At 53.4% G+C, this 20131-nt stretch carries 20 protein-coding genes and 1 tRNA gene; 7 read left to right on the forward strand and 14 right to left on the reverse strand.

What is annotated here, in order from left to right:
• Positions 1-4: 4 nt before the first annotated feature.
• The 7 genes from ACW44H_RS13325 to ACW44H_RS13355 all read right to left on the reverse strand — a co-directional run bounded on the left by ACW44H_RS13325 (position 5) and on the right by ACW44H_RS13355 (position 6349).
• The gene (locus ACW44H_RS13325; RefSeq protein ID WP_113269967.1) at positions 5-643 is read right to left on the reverse strand and encodes a hypothetical protein; all 639 of its coding nucleotides are present in this window, start codon (positions 641-643) and stop codon (positions 5-7) included.
• A gap of 100 nt (positions 644-743) precedes the next feature.
• Positions 744-1709, reverse strand: coding sequence for a zinc-binding metallopeptidase family protein (locus tag ACW44H_RS13330; protein ID WP_457504975.1), 966 nt, complete (start codon positions 1707-1709; stop codon positions 744-746).
• Positions 1710-1838: 129 nt separating this feature from the next.
• The gene (gene nfsA, locus ACW44H_RS13335) at positions 1839-2570 is read right to left on the reverse strand and encodes an oxygen-insensitive NADPH nitroreductase (protein WP_457504977.1); all 732 of its coding nucleotides are present in this window, start codon (positions 2568-2570) and stop codon (positions 1839-1841) included.
• A gap of 107 nt (positions 2571-2677) precedes the next feature.
• Positions 2678-3661: a lysylphosphatidylglycerol synthase domain-containing protein gene (locus ACW44H_RS13340; protein WP_457504979.1), complete on the reverse strand. Its 984-nt coding sequence runs from the start codon at positions 3659-3661 to the stop codon at positions 2678-2680.
• 6 nt (positions 3662-3667) lie between these two features.
• Entirely contained in the window at positions 3668-4888 is a 1221-nt protein-coding gene (gene clsB / locus ACW44H_RS13345; RefSeq protein WP_457504981.1) for a cardiolipin synthase ClsB, read from the reverse strand.
• Entirely contained in the window at positions 4879-5667 is a 789-nt protein-coding gene (locus tag ACW44H_RS13350) for an endonuclease/exonuclease/phosphatase family protein (protein ID WP_457504983.1), read from the reverse strand. The genes clsB and ACW44H_RS13350 overlap by 10 nt, the downstream gene beginning before the upstream one ends.
• A gap of 166 nt (positions 5668-5833) precedes the next feature.
• Complete coding sequence (locus ACW44H_RS13355; RefSeq protein WP_457504985.1) at positions 5834-6349, reverse strand: metallophosphoesterase family protein; 516 nt, start codon at positions 6347-6349, stop codon at positions 5834-5836.
• A 273-nt stretch (positions 6350-6622) separates the two neighbouring features.
• Between ACW44H_RS13355 and ACW44H_RS13360 the strand changes: the two genes are divergently transcribed.
• Positions 6623-7390 carry a class I SAM-dependent methyltransferase gene (locus ACW44H_RS13360; RefSeq protein ID WP_457504986.1) on the forward strand — a complete coding sequence of 256 codons (768 nt, stop codon included), beginning with the start codon at positions 6623-6625 and terminating at the stop codon, positions 7388-7390.
• A 118-nt stretch (positions 7391-7508) separates the two neighbouring features.
• Here the strand turns inward: ACW44H_RS13360 and ACW44H_RS13365 are convergent, their stop codons facing one another.
• Positions 7509-9188, reverse strand: coding sequence for a methyl-accepting chemotaxis protein (locus tag ACW44H_RS13365; protein ID WP_457504988.1), 1680 nt, complete (start codon positions 9186-9188; stop codon positions 7509-7511).
• Between the two features lie 128 nt (positions 9189-9316).
• Entirely contained in the window at positions 9317-9892 is a 576-nt protein-coding gene (locus ACW44H_RS13370; RefSeq protein WP_457504989.1) for a bactofilin family protein, read from the reverse strand.
• 206 nt (positions 9893-10098) lie between these two features.
• Here ACW44H_RS13370 and ACW44H_RS13375 point away from each other — a divergent pair, with 206 nt between their 5' ends.
• The gene (locus ACW44H_RS13375; RefSeq protein ID WP_457504991.1) at positions 10099-10653 is read left to right on the forward strand and encodes a bactofilin family protein; all 555 of its coding nucleotides are present in this window, start codon (positions 10099-10101) and stop codon (positions 10651-10653) included.
• A 32-nt stretch (positions 10654-10685) separates the two neighbouring features.
• On the opposite strand, the gene ACW44H_RS13380 is transcribed toward ACW44H_RS13375, so the two are convergent.
• From ACW44H_RS13380 to hemA, 5 genes are read right to left on the reverse strand one after another with little or no spacing between them, the layout of a single operon-like run.
• Positions 10686-11441, reverse strand: coding sequence for a HesA/MoeB/ThiF family protein (locus ACW44H_RS13380; protein WP_457504992.1), 756 nt, complete (start codon positions 11439-11441; stop codon positions 10686-10688).
• Between the two features lie 4 nt (positions 11442-11445).
• Entirely contained in the window at positions 11446-11946 is a 501-nt protein-coding gene (locus tag ACW44H_RS13385; protein ID WP_113269955.1) for an Lrp/AsnC ligand binding domain-containing protein, read from the reverse strand.
• A gap of 33 nt (positions 11947-11979) precedes the next feature.
• Positions 11980-12828, reverse strand: a complete 849-nt coding sequence (prmC, locus tag ACW44H_RS13390) for a peptide chain release factor N(5)-glutamine methyltransferase (protein WP_457504993.1) — start codon at positions 12826-12828, stop codon at positions 11980-11982.
• The gene (gene prfA / locus ACW44H_RS13395) at positions 12828-13916 is read right to left on the reverse strand and encodes a peptide chain release factor 1 (RefSeq protein ID WP_113269953.1); all 1089 of its coding nucleotides are present in this window, start codon (positions 13914-13916) and stop codon (positions 12828-12830) included. The genes prmC and prfA overlap by 1 nt, the downstream gene beginning before the upstream one ends.
• The gene (hemA, locus tag ACW44H_RS13400) at positions 13913-15226 is read right to left on the reverse strand and encodes a glutamyl-tRNA reductase (protein WP_457504994.1); all 1314 of its coding nucleotides are present in this window, start codon (positions 15224-15226) and stop codon (positions 13913-13915) included. The genes prfA and hemA overlap by 4 nt, the downstream gene beginning before the upstream one ends.
• Positions 15227-15482: 256 nt before the next feature.
• Between hemA and ACW44H_RS13405 the strand changes: the two genes are divergently transcribed.
• From ACW44H_RS13405 to ACW44H_RS13425, 5 genes are all read left to right on the forward strand, one after another.
• A complete protein-coding gene (locus ACW44H_RS13405; protein ID WP_457504995.1) occupies positions 15483-17324 on the forward strand; it encodes a tetratricopeptide repeat protein in 1842 nt (613 codons plus the stop codon).
• Positions 17325-17396: 72 nt separating this feature from the next.
• On the forward strand, positions 17397-18044 hold the full coding sequence (lolB, locus tag ACW44H_RS13410) for a lipoprotein insertase outer membrane protein LolB (RefSeq protein ID WP_113269950.1): 648 nt from the start codon (positions 17397-17399) through the stop codon (positions 18042-18044).
• Between the two features lie 14 nt (positions 18045-18058).
• Complete coding sequence (ispE, locus tag ACW44H_RS13415; RefSeq protein WP_457504997.1) at positions 18059-18913, forward strand: 4-(cytidine 5'-diphospho)-2-C-methyl-D-erythritol kinase; 855 nt, start codon at positions 18059-18061, stop codon at positions 18911-18913.
• 93 nt (positions 18914-19006) lie between these two features.
• Positions 19007-19081 (forward strand) — tRNA-Gln (locus ACW44H_RS13420).
• Between the two features lie 57 nt (positions 19082-19138).
• Positions 19139-20080, forward strand: coding sequence for a ribose-phosphate pyrophosphokinase (locus tag ACW44H_RS13425; protein WP_196238098.1), 942 nt, complete (start codon positions 19139-19141; stop codon positions 20078-20080).
• Positions 20081-20131 lie beyond the last annotated feature (51 nt).

Genomic DNA, 20131 nt, shown 5'->3' on the forward strand with positions numbered 1-20131 from the left:
GTGTTCAGCTAATGTCAGTGGTAGGTTTTTTTTGGAAATCATTAACCGTAACGCTAGTAAATTTCTCCAAGAAAAATACTAGCGTTTCGGGGTATCGAAAACGCTCTTCAAAGCGCTCTTGACTCTTTTGCGTACGCCGCGTCACGCTCGCTTTATAGCCATTATCAAACTTTGACACTTTAACGCTGTTCTCCCGATCTCCATCACGTTTAATGGCGGTTAATGGTGAGCTTCCATTTAACAGCAATTCCAGTTGCTTGGCAGCTGCACGCTCCTCCTCCGTTGCCCATAAAGGCTGGTCACGGTCACCGTAGCGATACAGCAGAATCACTAACATGACGGAAAAAATGCTGCTGGTAAGCATCCAGGTTAAGAAAACACTTGAGAGTGGTGTGGTGAGCATAATGAATAACTGAACCACTATGCCCACCGCTAAAACTCCTGCAAGCGGTCGCCACATGCGTGGATTCATAAATCGACGCTTTAGGATATACCCCCAAAGCCCCACCACTGCTAATGTGCCCAACAGCAAATACACGGGGGCCAGCAATGTTCCGCCACCGACCATCAAAGCAATGACGCCGATAACGAGTATTAAACTGTAGAACAATGCCAATAGGCGATAAGCGCGATCTAGGTTCATAGATATCTCCGTTTGTTATTGTTGGCATGCTAAGAAGGCCTTGAACTACAGTATAGGCAACCCCCTCAATTCTTCACTAATTTAACCACTTAGAAGCATATTAAAGGCCCTGTGCGCCCCGGCGCAGCCAGTCATGTACAAACGCGAGCTTACGCCGGGCAGTTTCAGAAAGCACAAAAGGGTAGAGATCCGGCAACCCCATGGAACGATTAACATGGTTAACGCCCACGGTGAGTGACGCTGCTACATAAATCAAACGCTCTGCATCTGGCTCTGCATAAGGCTCCCACTGGTGGCTAGGTAGCTCCGGCGAAGAAAGGTCTGATGCTGCAAAGCTATCGGCAATATCGGTTAAATGCAGCAAATGTGCAGCGGTCTCGGCCCAATCTTCGTGAGGATGCGCAGAAGCATACGTGGTTAGATAACGTGCTTTCCAATCAGGTGGTGGTCCATTGTGATAGTGGCGTTGAAGCGCGGCTGTATAATCCTCGCGCTCATCACCAAACATTTCACGAAAAGCGTTAAGAAAGTCCTCACGTAAACTAAGCCGCCACCAGAGCATATGGGATATTTCGTGGCGCATGTGGCCAATCATTGTGCGATAAGGCTCTTCTAACGCCTCACGACGCGTGGTGACCAATACAGGATCCACTTCAGTCACACTGATGGTAACCACGCCTCCTACGTGCCCCATTGGCACGGCCGTGGCACCCTCGGCGAGCAGATGGAAAACCGGTGGGGCACCGGGGTCTTCGGGGCGGAACCAGTGCCAGCGGCCAAGATTATCCAATACCCAGCGTTTAGCGGCTTCGGTTTGTGCCCAATTCGGAATGGCGTTAGGAAGATTGGGGTCGGGCGCCAACGCCGTCATCGCACAAGAACGGCAAAAAGCACCCTCTTCGGGTGCTATCCAATTACAACCGATGATTTCTCGATTGATGCAGAAAGGCGGCATGGGCACAAAAGCCCGGGCCTGGGGATCATAGGCGACGGGAGTGCCGTCGGCAGTCGCAAGGTTATCGAACCAAAGAGAGCCAGAACCGACAGGGTTTGAAAATACACGCATACGGTTGAGCTCCTGAAAACAGGGAAAGAGAACGTGATCTTACTTATTGGTCGTTCTCTTTTCCGAATAGCGTGTTCGATAGGATGCAGCGCTCTTTCCTCCATCTCAACGCTTACTTCATCTCCACGCTTACTTCATTTCAAAGCCGCGCTGGATCAAGAAATCGCGCATATGGGGGCGCAGCTTGTTATCGAACAACGGTTTAAGATTATGCGACCAATCGGTATCTTTATTACTGCTACTGCGAGCCTGATAATAAGCCTGCATGGTTGTGTCGAAGGCCTCTACTTGCTCGCCGTCTTCAGTGTAGTAGTCTTCTTTAAGTATCGCTTCTACCGATAGCCGTGGTTTCACTTCAGGGTCATGCTCGGGGTACCCCAGGCACATACCAAATACCGGATAAACATGCGCAGGCAGACGAAGCAGATCGCTAATCTGCTGGGGATTATTGCGAATGCCGCCGATATAGCAGATGCCCAGCCCCTCAGATTCAGCCGCTACCGCCACGTTCTGCGCCATTAGCGCCGTGTCTACGGTGGCCACTAGCAACTGTTCGGTCATGCCACGCACCACGTTCGCCCCCGTTCGCTCAGACGCTTCGGTGGGTCGCTTCATATCGGCGCAGAACACTAAAAAATCGGCACAGGTAGTTATGTACCCTTGGCCACCGGCCAGTTCCGCGATCTGTTCGCGGTTAGCTGAATTTTTCACATGAATGACGGTATATGCCTGTACATGACTGGACGTCGCAGCACCCTGCCCGGCTTCTATCAGCTCTACCAGCAGTTCCCGTGGAATCTGACGGTCACTGAATTTACGGATCGAACGGTGGGATTTCAGAAGTTTGATAACGTCGTTCATGGGGCCTCGCCTTAATATAATGGTCGACTCTAGAAAGCACTAAAGTCACATAGCATAACTCTGTTATCTTATCGGCTCAGATAGCCCCTCTCCAGTTTCCGTCTGCATCAATCATATCCACTCCCTTTTCGCCTGCTACCCCAGCGCTCCAGGAATAGATACACCAGGCATGCCAGCACCAGCGGGAAAAGAAAATACAGGGCGCGATAGCCGATCAAGGCAGCGAGTATCTCGCTCGTTGCCAACTGATGTTGAAGCAAGGCGATAAACACCGCTTCAAGGACGCCCAAACCGGCGGGAATATGGGTTATCACCCCCGCGATACTGCTAACCAGTAAGATGCCTAGGATCGTGGGATAGAAAACATCCTGGGGTAATAACAGGTAAACAAGCGCAGCCATCAACGACCAGTTAACCGCCCCTAGCACCATTTGCAGCAAGGCTAATCGGAGCGAAGGGAGTGTGATCTCATTGCCCCGCAAGTGCCAGGTGCGGCGTCGGGAAAAACGACACGCCGCTAAATAAAAAAGGCACACGAGTAATAAACTCGCGCCGATGAAGCGCAACCCTAGCATGCCGACTTGCCAGTGCTCAGGCAAATCAATCAGCCCGAGAGAGAATATAACGCCAGCAAGCAGCATGTAGCCCAGCCAATTGGTGGTCAGGCTCACACTCAAGACCCGAGTCACGGTCGCCACGCTCAGGCCAAACTTCGTGTATAGCCGATAGCGTAAGGCAATACCACCAACCCAGGCCCCTAAGTTGAGATTGAAGGCGTAGCATACGAAGGCGACCAGCAACACCTTCTGGATCGGTATTTCATGACCGGTATAAAACTTGCCCAGCAGGTCGTAACTACTGAAGACGATAAAGCTGGCGGCAGTAATCCCTAGCCCCATTAGCATCAAGGTGAGGCTGTACCCCCGGAGCGTTTCGGATACTGCGTTCCAGTCTACGTTCCGAATCATTGAAAAGAGCAAGACAACGACCAGGATGAAGAAAAGTATCGTGACGCCACGCTTCAGCCAAGGGACCCACACATTACGTTTTTTGGAGGGGTCATTACGCGTGTTGTTACTGCTTGGCTCCATTCTGGCTCACTCCTGTGCACGCTTGTTTTTTTGCGCGTTAGGGGTCTGCGACATGGGCGTCAACGTCTCCATCCGAGCCACATGAGCTGGCAGCCAACCCATACGCTTAGGGAAGTGGCGCAGGAAATGAAAGCTCACAAACATAAGCGGCGCCCGCCACCAGCGCCCCTTTTCAGCAACTTCGGTTGTTATCTTTCTGCAGCTATGATCGATGAGCGCAGTCAAATGCGCCTGGATCTGCTGGTTGAGCCCTGGGTCGCGGATGAAGAGGTTGCCTTCCAGGTTCAATGAAAGGCTGAGTGGATCGAGATTGCTTGACCCCACCGTTGACCATTCATGATCCACTATCGCAATCTTTCCGTGTAGCGGGCGCTCGGTATATTCAAAAATCTGAATACCATCTTGGAGCATATAGCTGTAAAGCGAACTGGAGAACATACGGGCCCAGGGCATATCAGGTCGGCCCTGCAAGATCAGCGTGACGTTAACACCCCGTCGCGCCGCATTGCGCAATTCATGAAATAGCCGATAACTGGGAAAGAAGTAGGCATTGGCAATGAGCAGGCGCGACGTTGCCGAACGAATCGCCTGAAGATAATGTTCTTCGATATCGTTACGATGGCCATTATTGTCGCGAATAGCCAGCAGCATGGCGGCGTCGCCAGTGGGCGAAGTCGATGTGCGAATAGGCGGCAGTTCCTCTACCGCCTGGTGCTCGACCAGCAGCGCGCCGGCCGCATCGCGAATGTCATTAACGATCGGCCCCTGCACCCGTACGCCATAGTCCTGCTTACCCATGGCATACTTATCGGGCAGGTGATCGGCCCCGAAATTGATCCCACCGATATAGGCTATTTTACCATCCACCACGACGATCTTGCGGTGAAGGCGGCGAAACAGATTAGTACGCATGCCTAGCAGGCGAGGCTTGGGATCATAAACATGTAGGTGGATGCCAGCGTCTGTCAGCTCGGTTATGTATTCTTTGTCCAGGTCCGCCGTTCCATAGCCGTCCACCGTGACGTCTATACGTACCTGTCTAGCGGCAGCGCCAAGCAGGGCTTCCTTCAGCTCCTGCCCCACCTCATCATTAAAGATAATAAAGGTTTCGATCAATATTTCTTCGCGAGCCGCACGTATACAGTCAAACACACTACTAAAATATTGACTTCCATTAATGAGCAACTCGGCTTCGTTACATTCCGTCCATTGGAAATTCACAAGCATATCTCGGCAATTAGTGGTACATGATCCGACAGGTGAGACCAGGGCTTTCGATACAAGGCTTGAGGGTGGCGAACAGAGACATTACGCACATAGATGCGGTCAAGGCGTAGCAGCGGCCAGCGCGCCGGAAACGACTTGGCCGGATGCCCATAATGTTGCACAAACGCTTCGTGCAGCCCACATTCAGCAAGCACTGCATCTGCCTGGCGCCGCCAGTCGTTGAAATCGCCCGCCACGATGACCGGTTCGTTGCCCGGTATCGAGTCGAGCAGTTCACACAGCAACTTCATCTGTTCCAGTCGATGCCCCTGCCGTAGTCCCAGATGGACGCAAACGGCATGTACCCCGCGTTGCCCGGGAACATCCAGTTGGCAATGCAGCAGGCCACGCTTCTCGGTGTCCTGGATTGAGACGTCCTTATTGTCGTATTGCAGGATCGGATACCGGGACAACAGTGCATTACCATGGTCCCCATGGGGGTAGACGGCGTTACGGCCATAGGCAAAATCTGGCCATAACGTGTCAGCGAGGTATTCGTACTGGGGCACGCTTGGCCAGTCAGCAAAGCGAATTGCATGCTTTTGATGTTCGCCTATTACTTCCTGTAGGAACACCAAGTCGGCGGACAGCGTCGTCACAGCATCCCGCAGCTCTGGCAGGATATGACGCCGATTAAAGACATTGAATCCCTTGTGCACATTGAGCGTCATGACCTGTAATGTCTCGACAGGCGTGCTATGACGTAATGGCTGTGTTGCAGTCTCTTCCGTGACACTCACCAGAAACTCCATTTCTGTTTCATGACAACCCATCAAGGAAAAGCGTAGCAGGAGAGTCTTGATCTTGCCTTTTACTGGCTTCTTCGCTGCCATGTTCTGGGCAGGCGCGCCACTTTGTAAATTAATTTTCTCTGGTGAGTGAAGCCATGCATGACGAATCTGCTAGCTACTTGCCTCTATCGACAGTATTTCTCTCTAACGACAGTATTTCGCCACGCACCCCGTGCTGGCCCACCCATAACTTGCCTAAGGTTATGGGCAGTTTGAAACGGCGTTTTCCAGCGGCACCAGGGTTAAAGAGAAGCCTGCCAGACTGGTATTCGTTGCGGGGTTTGTGGGAGTGACCATGCAATACCGCGTCGCAAGGCGTTGCTGGATCAAAATCTTCTAAACGATGAACAAGATGCAGATGCCACTCATTAACGATGAGATCCTGATGTAGCGGCAAACTTGCCGACCACGCCGCTGTGTCAATATTACCTCGCACGCAGTGAACGGGCGCTATTGCCTCAAGGCGTTCCAAGATCGCTTTATCCGCGTCCTTATTGCCCACATCCCCCAGATGCAGGATGAGTTCACATTCCTGTAGCAACAGAAGTGCCTCATCTCTCAGCAGCCCGTGGGTATCGGCAATCACACCAACGGGAGTAGTAAGGTTATAACGTGGTATAGATAGGCTCATTAGAATGTTCTTTCCGTTAAATTCCTGCTTTTCGTTAAATTAACTCTTTCTATTACGTCGTCGTGTAATAACACATTTGTTGCTTTTATTGCTAAATCGCTACGCAACATACCCAAACAGGCTCGGTATTTAAGCAAAGGAAAATGCTGCGATGGGAAATGTTTTTAGATTTTTTATTGTCTGTCTAATAAGTTAGGCCTCAGCACGCTATACTGCAAAACTAGTGTTTATGACTGACAAATGATGGAATATTAACGACGCCAGGAAGCCGACATGACCAATATCCCTAAAAATGCACCTGGGCAAGAGTGGAATGCCAGTGGCTATGCCCAGAATGCTAATTTCGTCCCTAAGCTAGGCAGTGAAGTCGTCAAGCTGTTAGCACCGCAACCCGGCGAACGCATTTTGGATCTTGGCTGTGGCGATGGCGCGTTGACGGAGCGCTTAGTGCAACTAGGTGCGGATGCCATAGGCGTAGACGCGTCAGAAGAGATGGTAAACGCCGCACGTGAGCGGGGTATTACCGCACGGGTTATTGATGGCCACCAACTCCCTTTTGACCATGAGTTTGATGCGGTATTTAGCAACGCGGCACTGCACTGGATGCTTGACCCTCAGGCCGTATTGGCAGGCGTTAAGCGAGCCTTAAAGCCAGGAGGACGTTTCGTGGCCGAGTTTGGAGGCCATGGCAATGTAGCCGCAATTTGCACAGCCCTGATTGCTGCCTTGCAGTTCCGTGGCATTAGCGCTCGTGGCCGTCATCCTTGGTACTTTCCAACGCCCCAAGAGTACGGTCGCATGCTGGAAACAGTCGGTTTCAAAGTCGATAGTATTGAGTTGATACCGCGTCCTACTCCCCTACCTACCGGCATGATTGGATGGCTTGAGACCTTCGCCAGCCCTTTCTTGCATGGGCTTGATGAAGATGTACGAGATGCCGTCCTTGAGAACACGTTAACGCTGCTGGGCCACAGCTTACGCGATGAGCAAGGGAACTGGACGGCCGATTATGTACGCATACGCGTTGCTGCTCGTGCTTAAGCTGGCATTGTCGCGTTAAATTGCCGCGTTAAAAAGCCGCGTTAAAAACGCCGCCGATAATGATTGTGCTTATTATCGGCGGCTATAAATGATAAAACTCTTTAAAGGCTGCTAGGATTTAGAATTCATCCCATTCATCAGCAGTCGCTTTTTTACTTTTCCGCACCTGTTCTTTCGACGTTAACTCAGTGCGATGACCAGCGTTTGGCTGTTGGGGAGTATTACTGTGAGTTAGCGAAACGTTGCTGGCAGCATTTTCATCAATACGGAAGGTTGCCATCAAACTGGCCAATTCGCGGGCTTGGTCCTCTAACGAGCTTGCAGCGGCACTGGTTTGTTGCACGAGAGCGGAATTTTGCTGAGTGACAGAGTCCATTTCAGTAAGTGCCGCATTGATTTGCTCAATACCACTATTCTGCTCTTTTGTTGCCGTCGAAATTTCGCCCATCATCGTCGTTACCTGACGAATCGCATCCACCGTTTGTTGAATCGTCTGCCCACTGCGCTCTGCTTGCTCAGCCCCTCCGTTAATTTTTGTGGTGGTTTGCTCAATTAAACTGCGGATCTCTTTTGCTGAGTCTGCGCTACGCGTTGCTAATGAACGCACCTCACTGGCCACGACAGCAAAGCCACGGCCTTGCTCTCCTGCCCGTGCGGCCTCGACCGAGGCATTGAGTGCTAATATGTTGGTTTGGAAGGCAATAGAATCAATAACACCGATGATGTCGCTTACCTGGTTAGAACTGGCCGCAATCTCGCGCATTAATTGCACCGTGCGCTCTACCTCTTTTCCGCCTGACTCTGCTGACTGTGACGCCGCAACCGAAAGCTGATCCGCTTCTTGGGCCGTTTCAGCGTTTTTACTCACGGTCGTCGACATCTCCTCCATGCTGGAAGCAGTTTGCTGCAACGCGGAAGCCTGCTGTTCAGTTCTTGAAGAGAGGTCCTGACTGCCTGCAGAGATATCGCCTGCTCCGCTAAAGACATGCTCGCTGCTGCCTCGCAATGCGATGACCAATTGCTTTAACTTTTCCTGCATGGCCGCCAGCCCACTGAATAACTGGCCAATTTCGTTACGGCCACGATCCTCAATGTTACCGGTTAGGTCGCCATCTGCAATTCGAGCAAAATGTGCGCTAGCGTCGCGAAGCGGCCTCACAACACTACGCATCATGGCCCACCTGATAATCACCGCGGCCAATACTGAAATCACCAGAAGAGACAGAGCAATAACACCAATAATCGTGGCTAGCTGTTTGACCTGTTGAAGGACACTTGCTCCGCGCTCGTCGGTATAAGCGATAAACCCACTCATAGCCGCATCCAGCTCAGCACTTAATGCGCTTAATTCTTCTTGCCTGCGCTGGATCTGAAAAGGAGCGGCCTCTAGCAGTGGCGAAATTCCTTGGGTCATAAAAGCATCATAAGCGCTGATAATCGCATCGCGATATGGCGCGAGTGTGCCTTCAGGATTGATCGGCACGGCGCGAAACTCATTAAAACGCGCCTCAGCCTTAGCCGCGGCCTCTACTGCCAGAGCGAGGCTCTCCTGCCCTTTTTCAGGATTACCTTGGGTACTAAAACTCGCTGAGCGGTCTAGAAAGGTTTGTGCTCTTAGGGCCTGTACTTGTGTGCGATTGGCTAAGTTCGTGAGCCTTACGTTAGTGGCCGTCAGCTCTTCAAGTGCCTGGGAGCTGTTGTGATTGGCATAAAACCCAAGCCCGCTGATCAGTCCAATCATAAGCACCAGCAAAGCTAACGCGGCAGTCAGACTCCATTTAATAGAGAGGTGCTTCATCCCGGCGATCCCTTTTTCATTTATAAGTCATCCAGTTAGGTATCGGCCAAGCTAAAGATAACTGAAACGTTTTAGGACGATCTTAGACGTTTGTATAATAAGTGGCGTCAGTATGGCTGATAGCATTCCTATGACACTAAAGCGATTTTAGGACGATAGAGGCTGGCTTTCTGAGCCACATCGACCTGGAGCCAAGCCCCGGCCATGCACTCTAAGCGAGGCGCCTCAACGACACCTTGTACGCGCGCCCGTGATAGTAGCGTGGCTCTGGTGTTGGCTTTAAGTGTCCCCACCAACTGGCCGTCAATATCGACACAGCTTCCTTCAATATACGACGCCACATGTCCGGAGGCAGCCACTGAGACAGGGTGATTGGGGGCAATGACAGAACCTTCTAAATGTCCCCTGATGACCACAGGTTCATCAGCGATCACTCTCCCTGAAATATGTGTAGCCGCCCCAATTCGACTCCCCTCACTAACGTTGGCAACGGCGGGCTCCATCTCGTTAGCGGCGACTGCTTTTGGTGGCGACCTCTCTTTAAGCGATACGTCCGGGATGATGAAAGCAGTAGCGACTGGCGTCTGGTACAAGCCTTCAGGCACGCTAGAAACATGCGGTTTTACCTTACAGCGCTTGCCATCCCACACAATCATCATCATTGCGCCAACACCTAGAATAATAAACCATGCTTGAATACCCATACCGCCGCCCTATTGCCTCAGATGTGGTTACCCCAGTTAACGTTATACGCGCTCTAAAAGTTTGTGGCGGCGCGAATAAGCCCCCTCATTCTGCTTAACTCCGGGCTTTATTAAGTTATTAAGCAGATTAAAGTGCTCAATGAAGGTTTTTATACCTATTAAGCGCGCCCAAAGGCGCTCTGGCGTCATTCACCTGGAGTCATCCGATGTTTAACAAAGCCAAGAATGCCCCACCTGAGAATAAAGCCGCGGCGCTAATAAAGCCTGATACTCGTTCATCATCGCCGGCAGGCTCGCCAACCAGCAGTGCGCGGTCGAGCCTCTCTGTTATCGGCAGCAACACACAGGTAGAAGGCGATATTAATAGCGACGAAGACTTGACGGTAGAAGGAAGTGTCAGCGGCATTATCACGTGCAAACAGCACACCGTAACGCTAGGTACCAAAGGCTATATTCAAGGCGATGTCTTTGCCCATACCCTGCATGTGTCAGGTGAGGTAAAAGGCAATTTAGTAGCATTACATCGGGCGACCATTCACAAAGGTGCGCAAGTTTCAGGCACTATTGTGGCCCCGTGCCTAGTGCTAGAAGATGGTAGTGTTTTCCACGGCAGTATCGATATGGACCCCGATAACGATATGCTGAAAAGCGCTTTTAACGATACATCAGGCAAGACTGCAAAAACGGCAACATTGAACAAAACCACAAATACGACATATCAAAAAGCAGCCACTGTCACGCACGACGAAACAGAAGCGTAAAGCGCCATTGTTTAGCTAACAGCGTTGCAGGCCTAACGGCGGTGAGCGCAGACGACACAAGCGGGATCGCGGGGAACTTGAAAATGCCGCCATTGGCCGCTTAAACCCTCGAACGTGGAAAGTCCTTGGTGAGCAGAGCCAGCACCGCTTAATAGCTTAAACGCCTCAACCGCCTGAAAGCAGCCGATCAAACCCACCAGCGGGGCCATGACTCCGCTCTCTGCGCAGCTGAGCGCCTCATCGCCGCTGTCATCGGGTGGATACAGACAAGCGTAGCAAGGGCACTCGGTATCGCGGGGGTCGAATACGGCTAGCTGTCCTGAAAAACGAATTGCCGCACCGGAAACCAGGGGAACTCCCGCTTTTTGCGAAGCCGCATTCACCGCATAGCGGCTTGAAAAGCGGTCAGTACAGTCCAGTACCACATCTGCCGAAGCCACTAAGCGCTCAAGCGACTCGCCCTCGACATGTTGGTCTAATGCAACGATGTCACAAAGCGGATTAAGTGCTTGCATGCTGGCCTGGGCAGAGTGGGCTTTATTTAAACCTATACTTGCCTGTTGATGCGCTATTTGGCGCTGAAGATTAGAAAGCTCAACCTTATCAGCATCGGCGATCGTAATACACCCTATCCCAGCGGCGGCTAAATAGAGTGCTGCCGGAGAGCCCAAGCCGCCTGCACCAATAATTAATGCATGGGCAGAACTCAGCCGCTCCTGGCCCTCGATATCCACCTCGGGAAGCATGATCTGGCGGCTATAGCGCAGCAGCGCCTGGTCATCCATCATCGGTTTATTTATCCTCAAATTCCTCAAAGGCGGGAATATGTAAGTTAAAGCTCTCTTTCACTTCTTCCATTACCACGTAGCTTTTCGACTCTTTCACGCCTGGCAGTGTTAACACCACATCACCCAACAGTTGGCGATAGGCGGCCATTTCGGGGATTCGGCATTTTAAAATGTAGTCGAACTGACCTGAGACGAGGTGACATTCTTGAATCTGTGGCAGCTTCTCGACGGCACGGCGAAACTCATCGAATACCGCGGGCGATTGCGTTTCTAAGCTGATTTCCACAAACACCAATAAATTGGCCTTTAAAGCGCCCGGGTCAAGGATGGCTTGATAACCACGAATGATCCCTGCTTTCTCTAAACGCTTAACGCGTTCCAGACAAGGGGTTGTGGATAAGCCTACTTCCGAGGCTAAATCAACGTATGAAATACGTGCATTGTCCTGCAAGCAGCGCAGAATTTTAAGATCGATACGGTCCAGCGTTCTATTTTTTGGTTTCATGGCAGGATCCAATACTGATGAATCAGGCAGTTATTAAAGGTGCCCTAGGGTAACCCGTTCATGACCACCCAGGTCACGAACACTTTCAACGTTTTGGTAGCCAGCACTGCTGAGGGCCATGCGTACCTTATCGGCTTGGGTATAGCCGTGTTCAAGAAGTAACCAACCTGATGCTGCTAGATGGTGCTGAGCAGACTCTACCAGATACAGCAAATCGGCCATGCCATCAGCTTTTGCAACGAGTGCTGAGCGAGGTTCAAAACGTACATCGCCTTCGGCTAAATGAGGGTCACCAGCGGCAAGATAAGGAGGATTACTGACGATAATATCGAAAAGCGTCCCGGCTTCATCATAGGTTTCCAGCGCAGCAAACCAGTTGCTGTGCAAAAAACGCGCATTCACCAGTCCCAAGGTTTGTGCATTACGCGCTGCCAGCTCGACAGCCTCTTCACGCAGGTCTACACCAAGCACCTGCCAGCCGGGCTGCTCACTGGCGAATGCCAACGCGATGGCACCGGTCCCCGTCCCAAGGTCAAGCAGTCGGCCTGTGGGCATTGGTGCTCGACTAAGCGCAAGCTCTACTAACGTTTCGGTATCGGGTCGGGGAATGAGTGTGTTGGGTGAGGTGGCTAAGCGTAGCCCCCAGAACTCGCGCTGGCCGGTAAGATAGGCAACCGGCGTACCCTGCACACGAGCAGCGACTAGCGCATCAAAGCGGGCATGCTCCCAGGGCGAACACATTTTATCGCCCCAGGTGTAAAGCCAAGTGCGATCCCGCCCGAGGATATGGCACAACAGCACTTCCGCATCGATACGCGGCGAGGGTGACCCCGCCGTCAGCAACCGTTGGGCAGCCTGCTTTAGCAGCGCATCAAGCGACATTAGACGTCCTGGAGGGCTGAGAGCTGTTCCGCTTGATATTCGTGGATCAGCGGATTAATCACATCATCTAACTGCTCACCGCTGACCACTTCATTTAGTTTATAAAGCGTCAAATTAATGCGGTGATCGGTAATGCGCCCTTGGGGGAAATTATAGGTACGGATCCGTTCGCTGCGATCCCCCGAGCCCACCAATGAGCGGCGGGCATCGGCTTGTTCTTGACGCTGGGAATCCACCGCATTGCGCTTAAGTTTCGCCGCCAGCAGCGACATCGCTTTGGCACGGTTTTTATGCTGGCTGCGCTCTTCCTGACATTCCACCACGACACCGGTCGGCAGGTGGGTAATGCGGATCGCGGAATCCGTGGTGTTAACGTGCTGACCACCGGCGCCGCTGGAGCGGTAAGTATCCACGCGCAGATCAGCTGGGTTGATATCGATATCACCGACGTCATCAACTTCAGGCATGACCGCGACGGTACAGGCAGAGGTGTGAATACGGCCCTGGGATTCGGTTGCGGGTACGCGCTGCACACGATGGGCGCCAGACTCGAATTTTAGCTGGGCGTAAACACCATCACCCTTCACCCGAGAGATGATCTCTTTGTAGCCGCCCTGCTCGCCGTGGCTGGCACTAACGATCTCGACCCGCCAACCGCGTTTTTCGGCGTAGCGGGAGTACATGCGGAACAGGTCGCCCGCAAAAATGGCGGCCTCGTCGCCGCCGGTACCGGCGCGTACTTCCAAAAACACCCCACGCCCATCATCAGGGTCTTTCGGCACCAGCAGGCGCTTAAGCTCGATATCTAATTCTGCTAACCGCTCACGCCCTTCGCTTAGTTCCATCTCTGCCAACTCGCGCATGTCAGCGTCGCTATCGCGACTGAGCTGCTCGGCTTCATCCATGTTGGTTTCGATGTCACGGTAGCGCTGCCAAGCTGCCACCAACTCCTCTAGCTCGGCATATTCTCGTGAGTAATCACGAAAACGCTGCTGGTTATTGATCACGTCAGGGTCCGACAGCAGCATCGCCAGCTCTTCAAAGCGTTCCGTAAAGCTGTCTAAGCGTTGGCGCAGAGTCTCTTTCATGCGGGCGTATCATCCTTCTGGCGGTTAACCGTGGGCGCGAGGGTAGTTTCAAAGGCTGGTTTTGTGGGTAACAGCAGGCGCGTTGCTGCATTTAATAGCTCATGTTGCTCCTCAGACGCCGCATCGCGTATCGCCTGCGTGGGCTGGTGGAGCAAACGGTTGGTCAATTGGTGCGCCAAGCGCTCAATGACTTTAGCGGGGTCTTCACCGCGGGCAAGCCGCTCTAACGCTTGGTCACGGGAAAGATCACGCAGCGCTTCGCCATGCTGGCGGTAATCGCGGATCAGTTCACCGCCGTTGCGAATACGTCGTTCATGTTGCCAACTGCCCACACCATGTTCAATCAGCGACTCCGCTTGATCAGCGGCGACCTGGCGATGACGGCGATTCTCTTGAATCACCTCTTCCAAATCATCAACGGTATAGAGGAAGACATCCGCTAACTCACCCACTTCAGGTTCGATATCGCGGGGCACCGCGATATCCACCATAAAGACTGGTCGATGGCGACGTTTTTTCAGCGCACGCTCGACCATCCCTTTGCCGAGAATGGGTAAAGGTGCTGCGGTGGATGAGATAACGATATCGGCATGTTCAAGCGCATCGGGAATTTCTTGCAAAGTGATCGCAGTTCCCCCTAAGGGGCCGGCGACTAATTCAGCGCGCTCACGGGTGCGATTGGCGACGGTAAGCTGGCGAACGCCCGCTTCGTGTAAATGACGTGCCACCAGCTCTATGGTCTCCCCCGCACCAATCAATAGAGCGCGAGAACGACTGAAATCGTCAAATATCCGGCTGGCCATGCTGACAGCAGCATAAGCGACTGAAACAGGGTTCTTACCAATTCCTGTTTCGGTACGCACTTGCTTGGCCACCGCAAACGTGTGCTGAAATAAACGCTCCAGCTCGCCGCCCAACCCTTTAGATTGGCGTGCCTGTTGATAGGCATCCTTCAACTGGCCCAGAATCTGCGGTTCGCCCAACACCATGGAATCCAGGCCAACCGCTACGCGCATTAAATGGCGCGCCGCATCGTTGTCTAAATAATGGTAGGCACAGCGCGTCAGCTCATCGACGCGTAAATTGTGAAAGCGTCCGAGCCAATTCAGTACCGCCTGCTCGCCAGCCGAATCCGTGACACAATAAAGCTCCGTGCGGTTGCAAGTAGATAGCACCGCCGCCTCACTGATTTGTGGCAGGTCACGTAATTCAGCCAACGCGGTTTCAAGCTGCGCTGGTGTAAAAGCCACCTGCTCACGCACGGCCACGCTGGCAGTACGATGATTTATTCCCAGGGCAAGAAGCGTCATGCGTTATGCGTCTTCGCTAGTGTGTCGGACTTTACGCCAACCGCCGGTCTTATAAGCGGCTGCATCGTCATTTAGGGCTTGCTAAAACAAGTCTTTGGCGTGGTTCGAGCACTGCATATCACTATGCATGAAGTTTGCTGACCACTTTTTCAAGGAGGAACATTCTATCACAGCAGGCTATCATCTGGCCCACACCACTTTGCCGCAGGCAAGCAAGCCGCTATGCTGAGCATTCGGCCACTTAATTGAGAGACGCATGCGACCTCGCTCTACATTTCTGGGCTTATTATTTCCGGGCTCTGCTTTACGGCATTCGACGCTTTTCCCAGTGGCTACCGCTGCGTTGCTGCTAGGCGGCTGTCAAACCTCATCTAGCTTACAGGATGGCCCCTTTGGCATGCAGGTCGAAGACCCCATGCGCAATGCGCCGCCCATTACCCAGGGATTGGATGCTGAGGGGCTGAGCACGCTACTCGGCGCCGAACTTGCGGGTCAGCGTGGCGATTATCGCTACGCAAGCCAGGGGTACCTAGAAGCAGCGCAGCGCTATCGCGAGCCAGCACTGGCCGAACGCGCTACTTTCGCCGCTCGCTTTGGCAATGAAGCTTCATTAATAGAAGCTTCCGCGTTACGTTGGCGCGAACTGGCTCCCCAGGCAGAAGCACCCAATCGCCTACTGGCGGCTTTTTCGCTACAGCGAGGCGACTGGCTCGACAGTCTGGAGCAGCGCCTTGATATCGTTGAAGCAGGCGGGCATGGCGACGTAACCGCCTTTGCTGAGGTTGCGATTGCTGAAGAGGCACCATTGGAGTTAATCGTTCAGCAGTTGCGTGAACATTTAGCTCGCCCCAATGCCGATCAGTTAGCGCACCATAGCGATGTACTGCTGGGCACGGCCCTGGTTGAAGCCGCCCTCGGCGACACGGCACTTGCCCAACGACGGCTTGATCAGGTCGCATTGCTTGACCCTGAATCCGCGGCTCTATGGTTAGTACGAGCCCGCTTGGCGTTAGAGACCGAAGATTACTCCACGGCTCAACGCGCAGCTCAGCAAGGGCTGGAACTAGCACCTGACGACGTGCGTTTTATTTTGCTACTAGCCCAGGCGGAAATTCGGCTTAACAACATCAGTGCTGCCGAGGCGCAAACCGATGCACTGCTGGAAAGTCATGGTGGCAATGAGGATCTACGCTTGTCGTTGGCACAGCTCTACCTGGAAGAGGGGCACCCGGAACCTGCGCAGCGTCTGCTTCAGCCCCTCATTGGCCAACCTGAGGTGCCGAATCTGGCCTATTACCTGCTCGGCGCGATCACCCAGGCCCAAGGCGATACCGACAACGCACTTCTCTATTATCGTCAAGTCAGTGAGGGGGAAGAATTTTTGCCCGCTCGCGCAGCGGCGGCGCAAATGCTGATAGAAGAAGACCGCTTGCTTGATGCCCGCGCCTTTCTGCGCATTGAGCGGATGCGCTTTGACAACTACTTTACCGAACTGGTGATGCTCGAAGTACAGTTGCTCGATGAAATGAATCAGCCCGAAGACGCTAATGCATTACTAGACCGTGAGATCGCCCGCACGCCCGATGACGCTTCATTACTTTATATGCGCGCTATGCGACGCTGGGAAGCAGGCGACATTGCAGGCATGGAGCAGGACTTACGCCAGATACTGCGCACCGACCCCGACAATGCTGAGGCGCTCAATGCGCTAGGTTACACCCTGGCCGACCTTAACTTATCGGGGCGCTTGCAAGAAGCGTTTGAACTGATTGAGCGCGCTTACGAAGCAGATCCTGACAACCCAGCCGTACTCGACAGCATGGGCTGGGTCTATTTCAGGCTCGGACAGCCGGAAGAAGCGCTTCCCTGGCTTGAGAGCGCCTACATGCAAATGCCCGATCAAGAAGTGGCAGCGCACCTAGCCGAAGTATTGCAAGCGCTGGGGCGTGATGAAGAGGCACGGCAATTGATACAACAGATTATGCAGCGAACCAACCTGCATCCTAAGATTGATGACTTGCTTGAGCGTTTTCCTGAGCTACGTCCTGAGCATAGTCCGGATCTAAGCCCTGAACTAACGCCGTCAGAGGCGCCCTAACCCTGCGCGCCCCTTTAAGCGCACTCATCATGTTACCCTTGCGCCGTACTCACCTAAACATGGAGCCTGTTTATGCCGACACTGACGTCCCCTTCGCCCCGCTGGCCCTTAACGCAGCACTCCTCGCGCCTCTGGCTTGCCGGCTTCGCACTACTTTTGCTCGCAGGGTGTGCCTCCCAGGCTCCCATGGATGAAAGTGGCCGTCAGGCAGGCCAATGGGAACGTCAGCAGGCCGAGGTAGAAGCATTCGACACCTGGACACTGGTCGGCAAAGCGGGATTGCGTACCCCAGAAGAGAACGTCAGCGCCAATCTTGATTGGAACCAAACCCCACATTATTTCCGCATGCTGATCAGCGGGCCTTTTGGTGGTGGGCGCAACGTGCTTGAGGGCCGCGAAGGGCGTTTTTCACTCTCCAATAGCGATGGACGCTTTGAGGCAGAAACCCCAGAAGCATTGATGGAAGAGCAACTTGGCTGGTCACTGCCTGTCAGCGCCATGCCAGACTGGGTGCGCGGCCTACCTGACGAAAATGATAACTACCAGTTGGAAACCGATGAATTCGGCTTTCCCAGCCACTTGGCACAAGACGGTTGGGAAATTGACTACCGTGACTGGGAACAGTTTGAAGGCATGTGGCTGCCGCGCCGGTTAATCATGAACTACGACGAGGTTCGTATTACGCTCGTTGTCAATCAGTGGCAAGCCAGCGAAGAGTAAGGGTAATCGTTTTAATGAACTCGCAGCTGACATTACCCGCCCCGGCCAAGCTTAACCGCATGCTGCATATCGTGGGCCGCAGAGAGGACGGCTTCCACTCGCTGCAGACGCTCTTTCAGTTTATCGACCTGAGTGATCATCTTACCCTGGCGGCTCGTGACGATGGCGACATCCAGCTCACCCAAGCAGTCAGCGGCGTAAACCACGATGACAACCTGATCGTGCGTGCGGCTAGGTTACTGCAGCACCACAGCGGCACGTTGCAGGGGGTCTCCCTTGCTATTAACAAGCAGTTGCCTATGGGTGGCGGCTTAGGGGGCGGCAGTTCCAACGCGGCGACGACGCTGGTGGGGTTGAATCATCTCTGGCAGCTGAATCTGTCGCTAGAGGAACTGGCACGTTTGGGGTTACAGCTTGGGGCCGACGTACCCGTTTTCGTGCACGGCCATAGCGCGTGGGCGGAAGGGATCGGGGAACAGCTGACATCGGTGACGCTTGATACCCCCTGGTTTGTCATTATTCACCCCGGTATTAGCGTGTCGACGCCCGGTATCTTTCAAGACCCGCAATTGACACGTGACAGCCGCCCCATTACTATGGCGCGCGCACTGCAGGGGGGAGCGCCGGAGTGGCGCAATGACTGTGAAGCTGTCGTAAAAGAACGCTATCCGCCCATTGCGGAAGCCCTTGACTGGCTTGCACAGCACGCACCTAGCCGGTTGACCGGCACGGGCGCTTGCGTGTTCGCTGCCTTTGAGTCGCAGCAAACAGCACAGGCAATCGCGCAATTAGCGAGCCCACATTGGTCGACATGGGTAGCGCGAGGACTCAACACCTCTCCCCTACATGATGCTCTGGGCTATTTATAGTCTCTATGTGGGCTCATTTTAGCCCCGCTCTGGGCAGTTTATAGTCCCGCTCTGGGCAGCTAAAAGCGCCCGGTCAGCGCGTTAGGTTATTGCTGGGGTATCGCCAAGTGGTAAGGCACCGGTTTTTGGTATCGGCATTCCCAGGTTCGAATCCTGGTACCCCAGCCAACCCAACAATGGCCTGCGTTTTTCCCCTGATCCCCAACACTGCAAAGGTGGTTGCGCGTGTCAAAATTGATGGTTTTCGCCGGGAATGCTAATCCCGCGCTCGCTCAAAAAATTGCCGAGAGCTTAGACAGCCGTATGGGTAACGCGACGGTGGGTCAATTCAGCGACGGCGAAATCGCAGTCGAGATCAATGAGAACGTGCGCGGCAAGGATGTCTTCATCCTGCAGTCCACCTGTGCACCGACAAACGACAATCTGATGGAGTTGATTCTGATGGTCGACGCGCTGCGTCGTGCGTCAGCAACTCGCATCACTGCTGTTCTGCCCTACTTTGGCTATGCACGCCAGGATCGCCGTGTACGCTCGGCGCGCGTGCCCATTTCCGCCAAAGTGGTTGCCGACATGATGGTTAAAGCAGGCGTGGATCGCGTGATGACCATGGACCTGCACGCTGATCAGATTCAAGGCTTCTTTGATGTGCCGGTTGACAACGTATACGGCTCACCGATTTTGCTGGATGACATCGAGCGCCAGAATTACAGCGACCTCGTGGTGGTTTCTCCCGACGTAGGCGGCGTTGTTCGCGCACGCGCCATTGCTAAGCAGCTGAACGCCGATCTCGCCATTATCGATAAGCGCCGTCCCCAGGCTAACCAAGCCCAGGTGATGCACATCATCGGTGAGATTGAAGGCCGCACCTGTGTGGTGGTCGACGATATGATCGATACCGCAGGCACACTATGTAAAGCCGGTGAAGCACTTAAGGATCACGGCGCCAAGCGCGTAGTGGCGTATGCAACACATCCGATTCTATCCGGCCCGGCGGTCGATAATATTACTAACTCCGTACTGGATGAAGTGGTGGTGACCGACACCATCCCGCTATCTGACATTGCACGTCGAAGCGGCAAAATTCGCCAGTTGAGCGTTGCAGGCCTTATCGCTGAAGCGATTCGTCGGGTCAGCAACGAAGAATCTGTCAGCGCGATGTTCCACTAATTCGCTGACGATACAGCCCCCTTTTGGGGCCACGGAAACGTCGTCGTCTGG

The organism is Vreelandella sulfidaeris Esulfide1 (assembly GCF_054072535.1).

Excerpts from the sequence above, each read along its gene's own strand:
- ACW44H_RS13325 (WP_113269967.1), bottom strand. The coding sequence starts at position 643 with ATGAACCTAGATCGCGCTTATCGCCTATTGGCATTGTTCTACAGTTTA.
- ACW44H_RS13330 (WP_457504975.1), bottom strand. The coding sequence starts at position 1,709 with ATGCGTGTATTTTCAAACCCTGTCGGTTCTGGCTCTCTTTGGTTCGAT.
- nfsA (WP_457504977.1), bottom strand. The coding sequence starts at position 2,570 with ATGAACGACGTTATCAAACTTCTGAAATCCCACCGTTCGATCCGTAAA.
- ACW44H_RS13340 (WP_457504979.1), bottom strand. The coding sequence starts at position 3,661 with ATGGAGCCAAGCAGTAACAACACGCGTAATGACCCCTCCAAAAAACGT.
- clsB (WP_457504981.1), bottom strand. The coding sequence starts at position 4,888 with ATGCTTGTGAATTTCCAATGGACGGAATGTAACGAAGCCGAGTTGCTC.
- ACW44H_RS13355 (WP_457504985.1), bottom strand. The coding sequence starts at position 6,349 with ATGAGCCTATCTATACCACGTTATAACCTTACTACTCCCGTTGGTGTG.
- ACW44H_RS13360 (WP_457504986.1), top strand. The coding sequence starts at position 6,623 with ATGACCAATATCCCTAAAAATGCACCTGGGCAAGAGTGGAATGCCAGT.
- ACW44H_RS13365 (WP_457504988.1), bottom strand. The coding sequence starts at position 9,188 with ATGAAGCACCTCTCTATTAAATGGAGTCTGACTGCCGCGTTAGCTTTG.
- ACW44H_RS13370 (WP_457504989.1), bottom strand. The coding sequence starts at position 9,892 with ATGGGTATTCAAGCATGGTTTATTATTCTAGGTGTTGGCGCAATGATG.
- ACW44H_RS13375 (WP_457504991.1), top strand. The coding sequence starts at position 10,099 with ATGTTTAACAAAGCCAAGAATGCCCCACCTGAGAATAAAGCCGCGGCG.
- ACW44H_RS13380 (WP_457504992.1), bottom strand. The coding sequence starts at position 11,441 with ATGATGGATGACCAGGCGCTGCTGCGCTATAGCCGCCAGATCATGCTT.
- ACW44H_RS13385 (WP_113269955.1), bottom strand. The coding sequence starts at position 11,946 with ATGAAACCAAAAAATAGAACGCTGGACCGTATCGATCTTAAAATTCTG.
- prmC (WP_457504993.1), bottom strand. The coding sequence starts at position 12,828 with ATGTCGCTTGATGCGCTGCTAAAGCAGGCTGCCCAACGGTTGCTGACG.
- prfA (WP_113269953.1), bottom strand. The coding sequence starts at position 13,916 with ATGAAAGAGACTCTGCGCCAACGCTTAGACAGCTTTACGGAACGCTTT.
- hemA (WP_457504994.1), bottom strand. The coding sequence starts at position 15,226 with ATGACGCTTCTTGCCCTGGGAATAAATCATCGTACTGCCAGCGTGGCC.
- ACW44H_RS13405 (WP_457504995.1), top strand. The coding sequence starts at position 15,483 with ATGCGACCTCGCTCTACATTTCTGGGCTTATTATTTCCGGGCTCTGCT.
- lolB (WP_113269950.1), top strand. The coding sequence starts at position 17,397 with ATGCCGACACTGACGTCCCCTTCGCCCCGCTGGCCCTTAACGCAGCAC.
- ispE (WP_457504997.1), top strand. The coding sequence starts at position 18,059 with ATGAACTCGCAGCTGACATTACCCGCCCCGGCCAAGCTTAACCGCATG.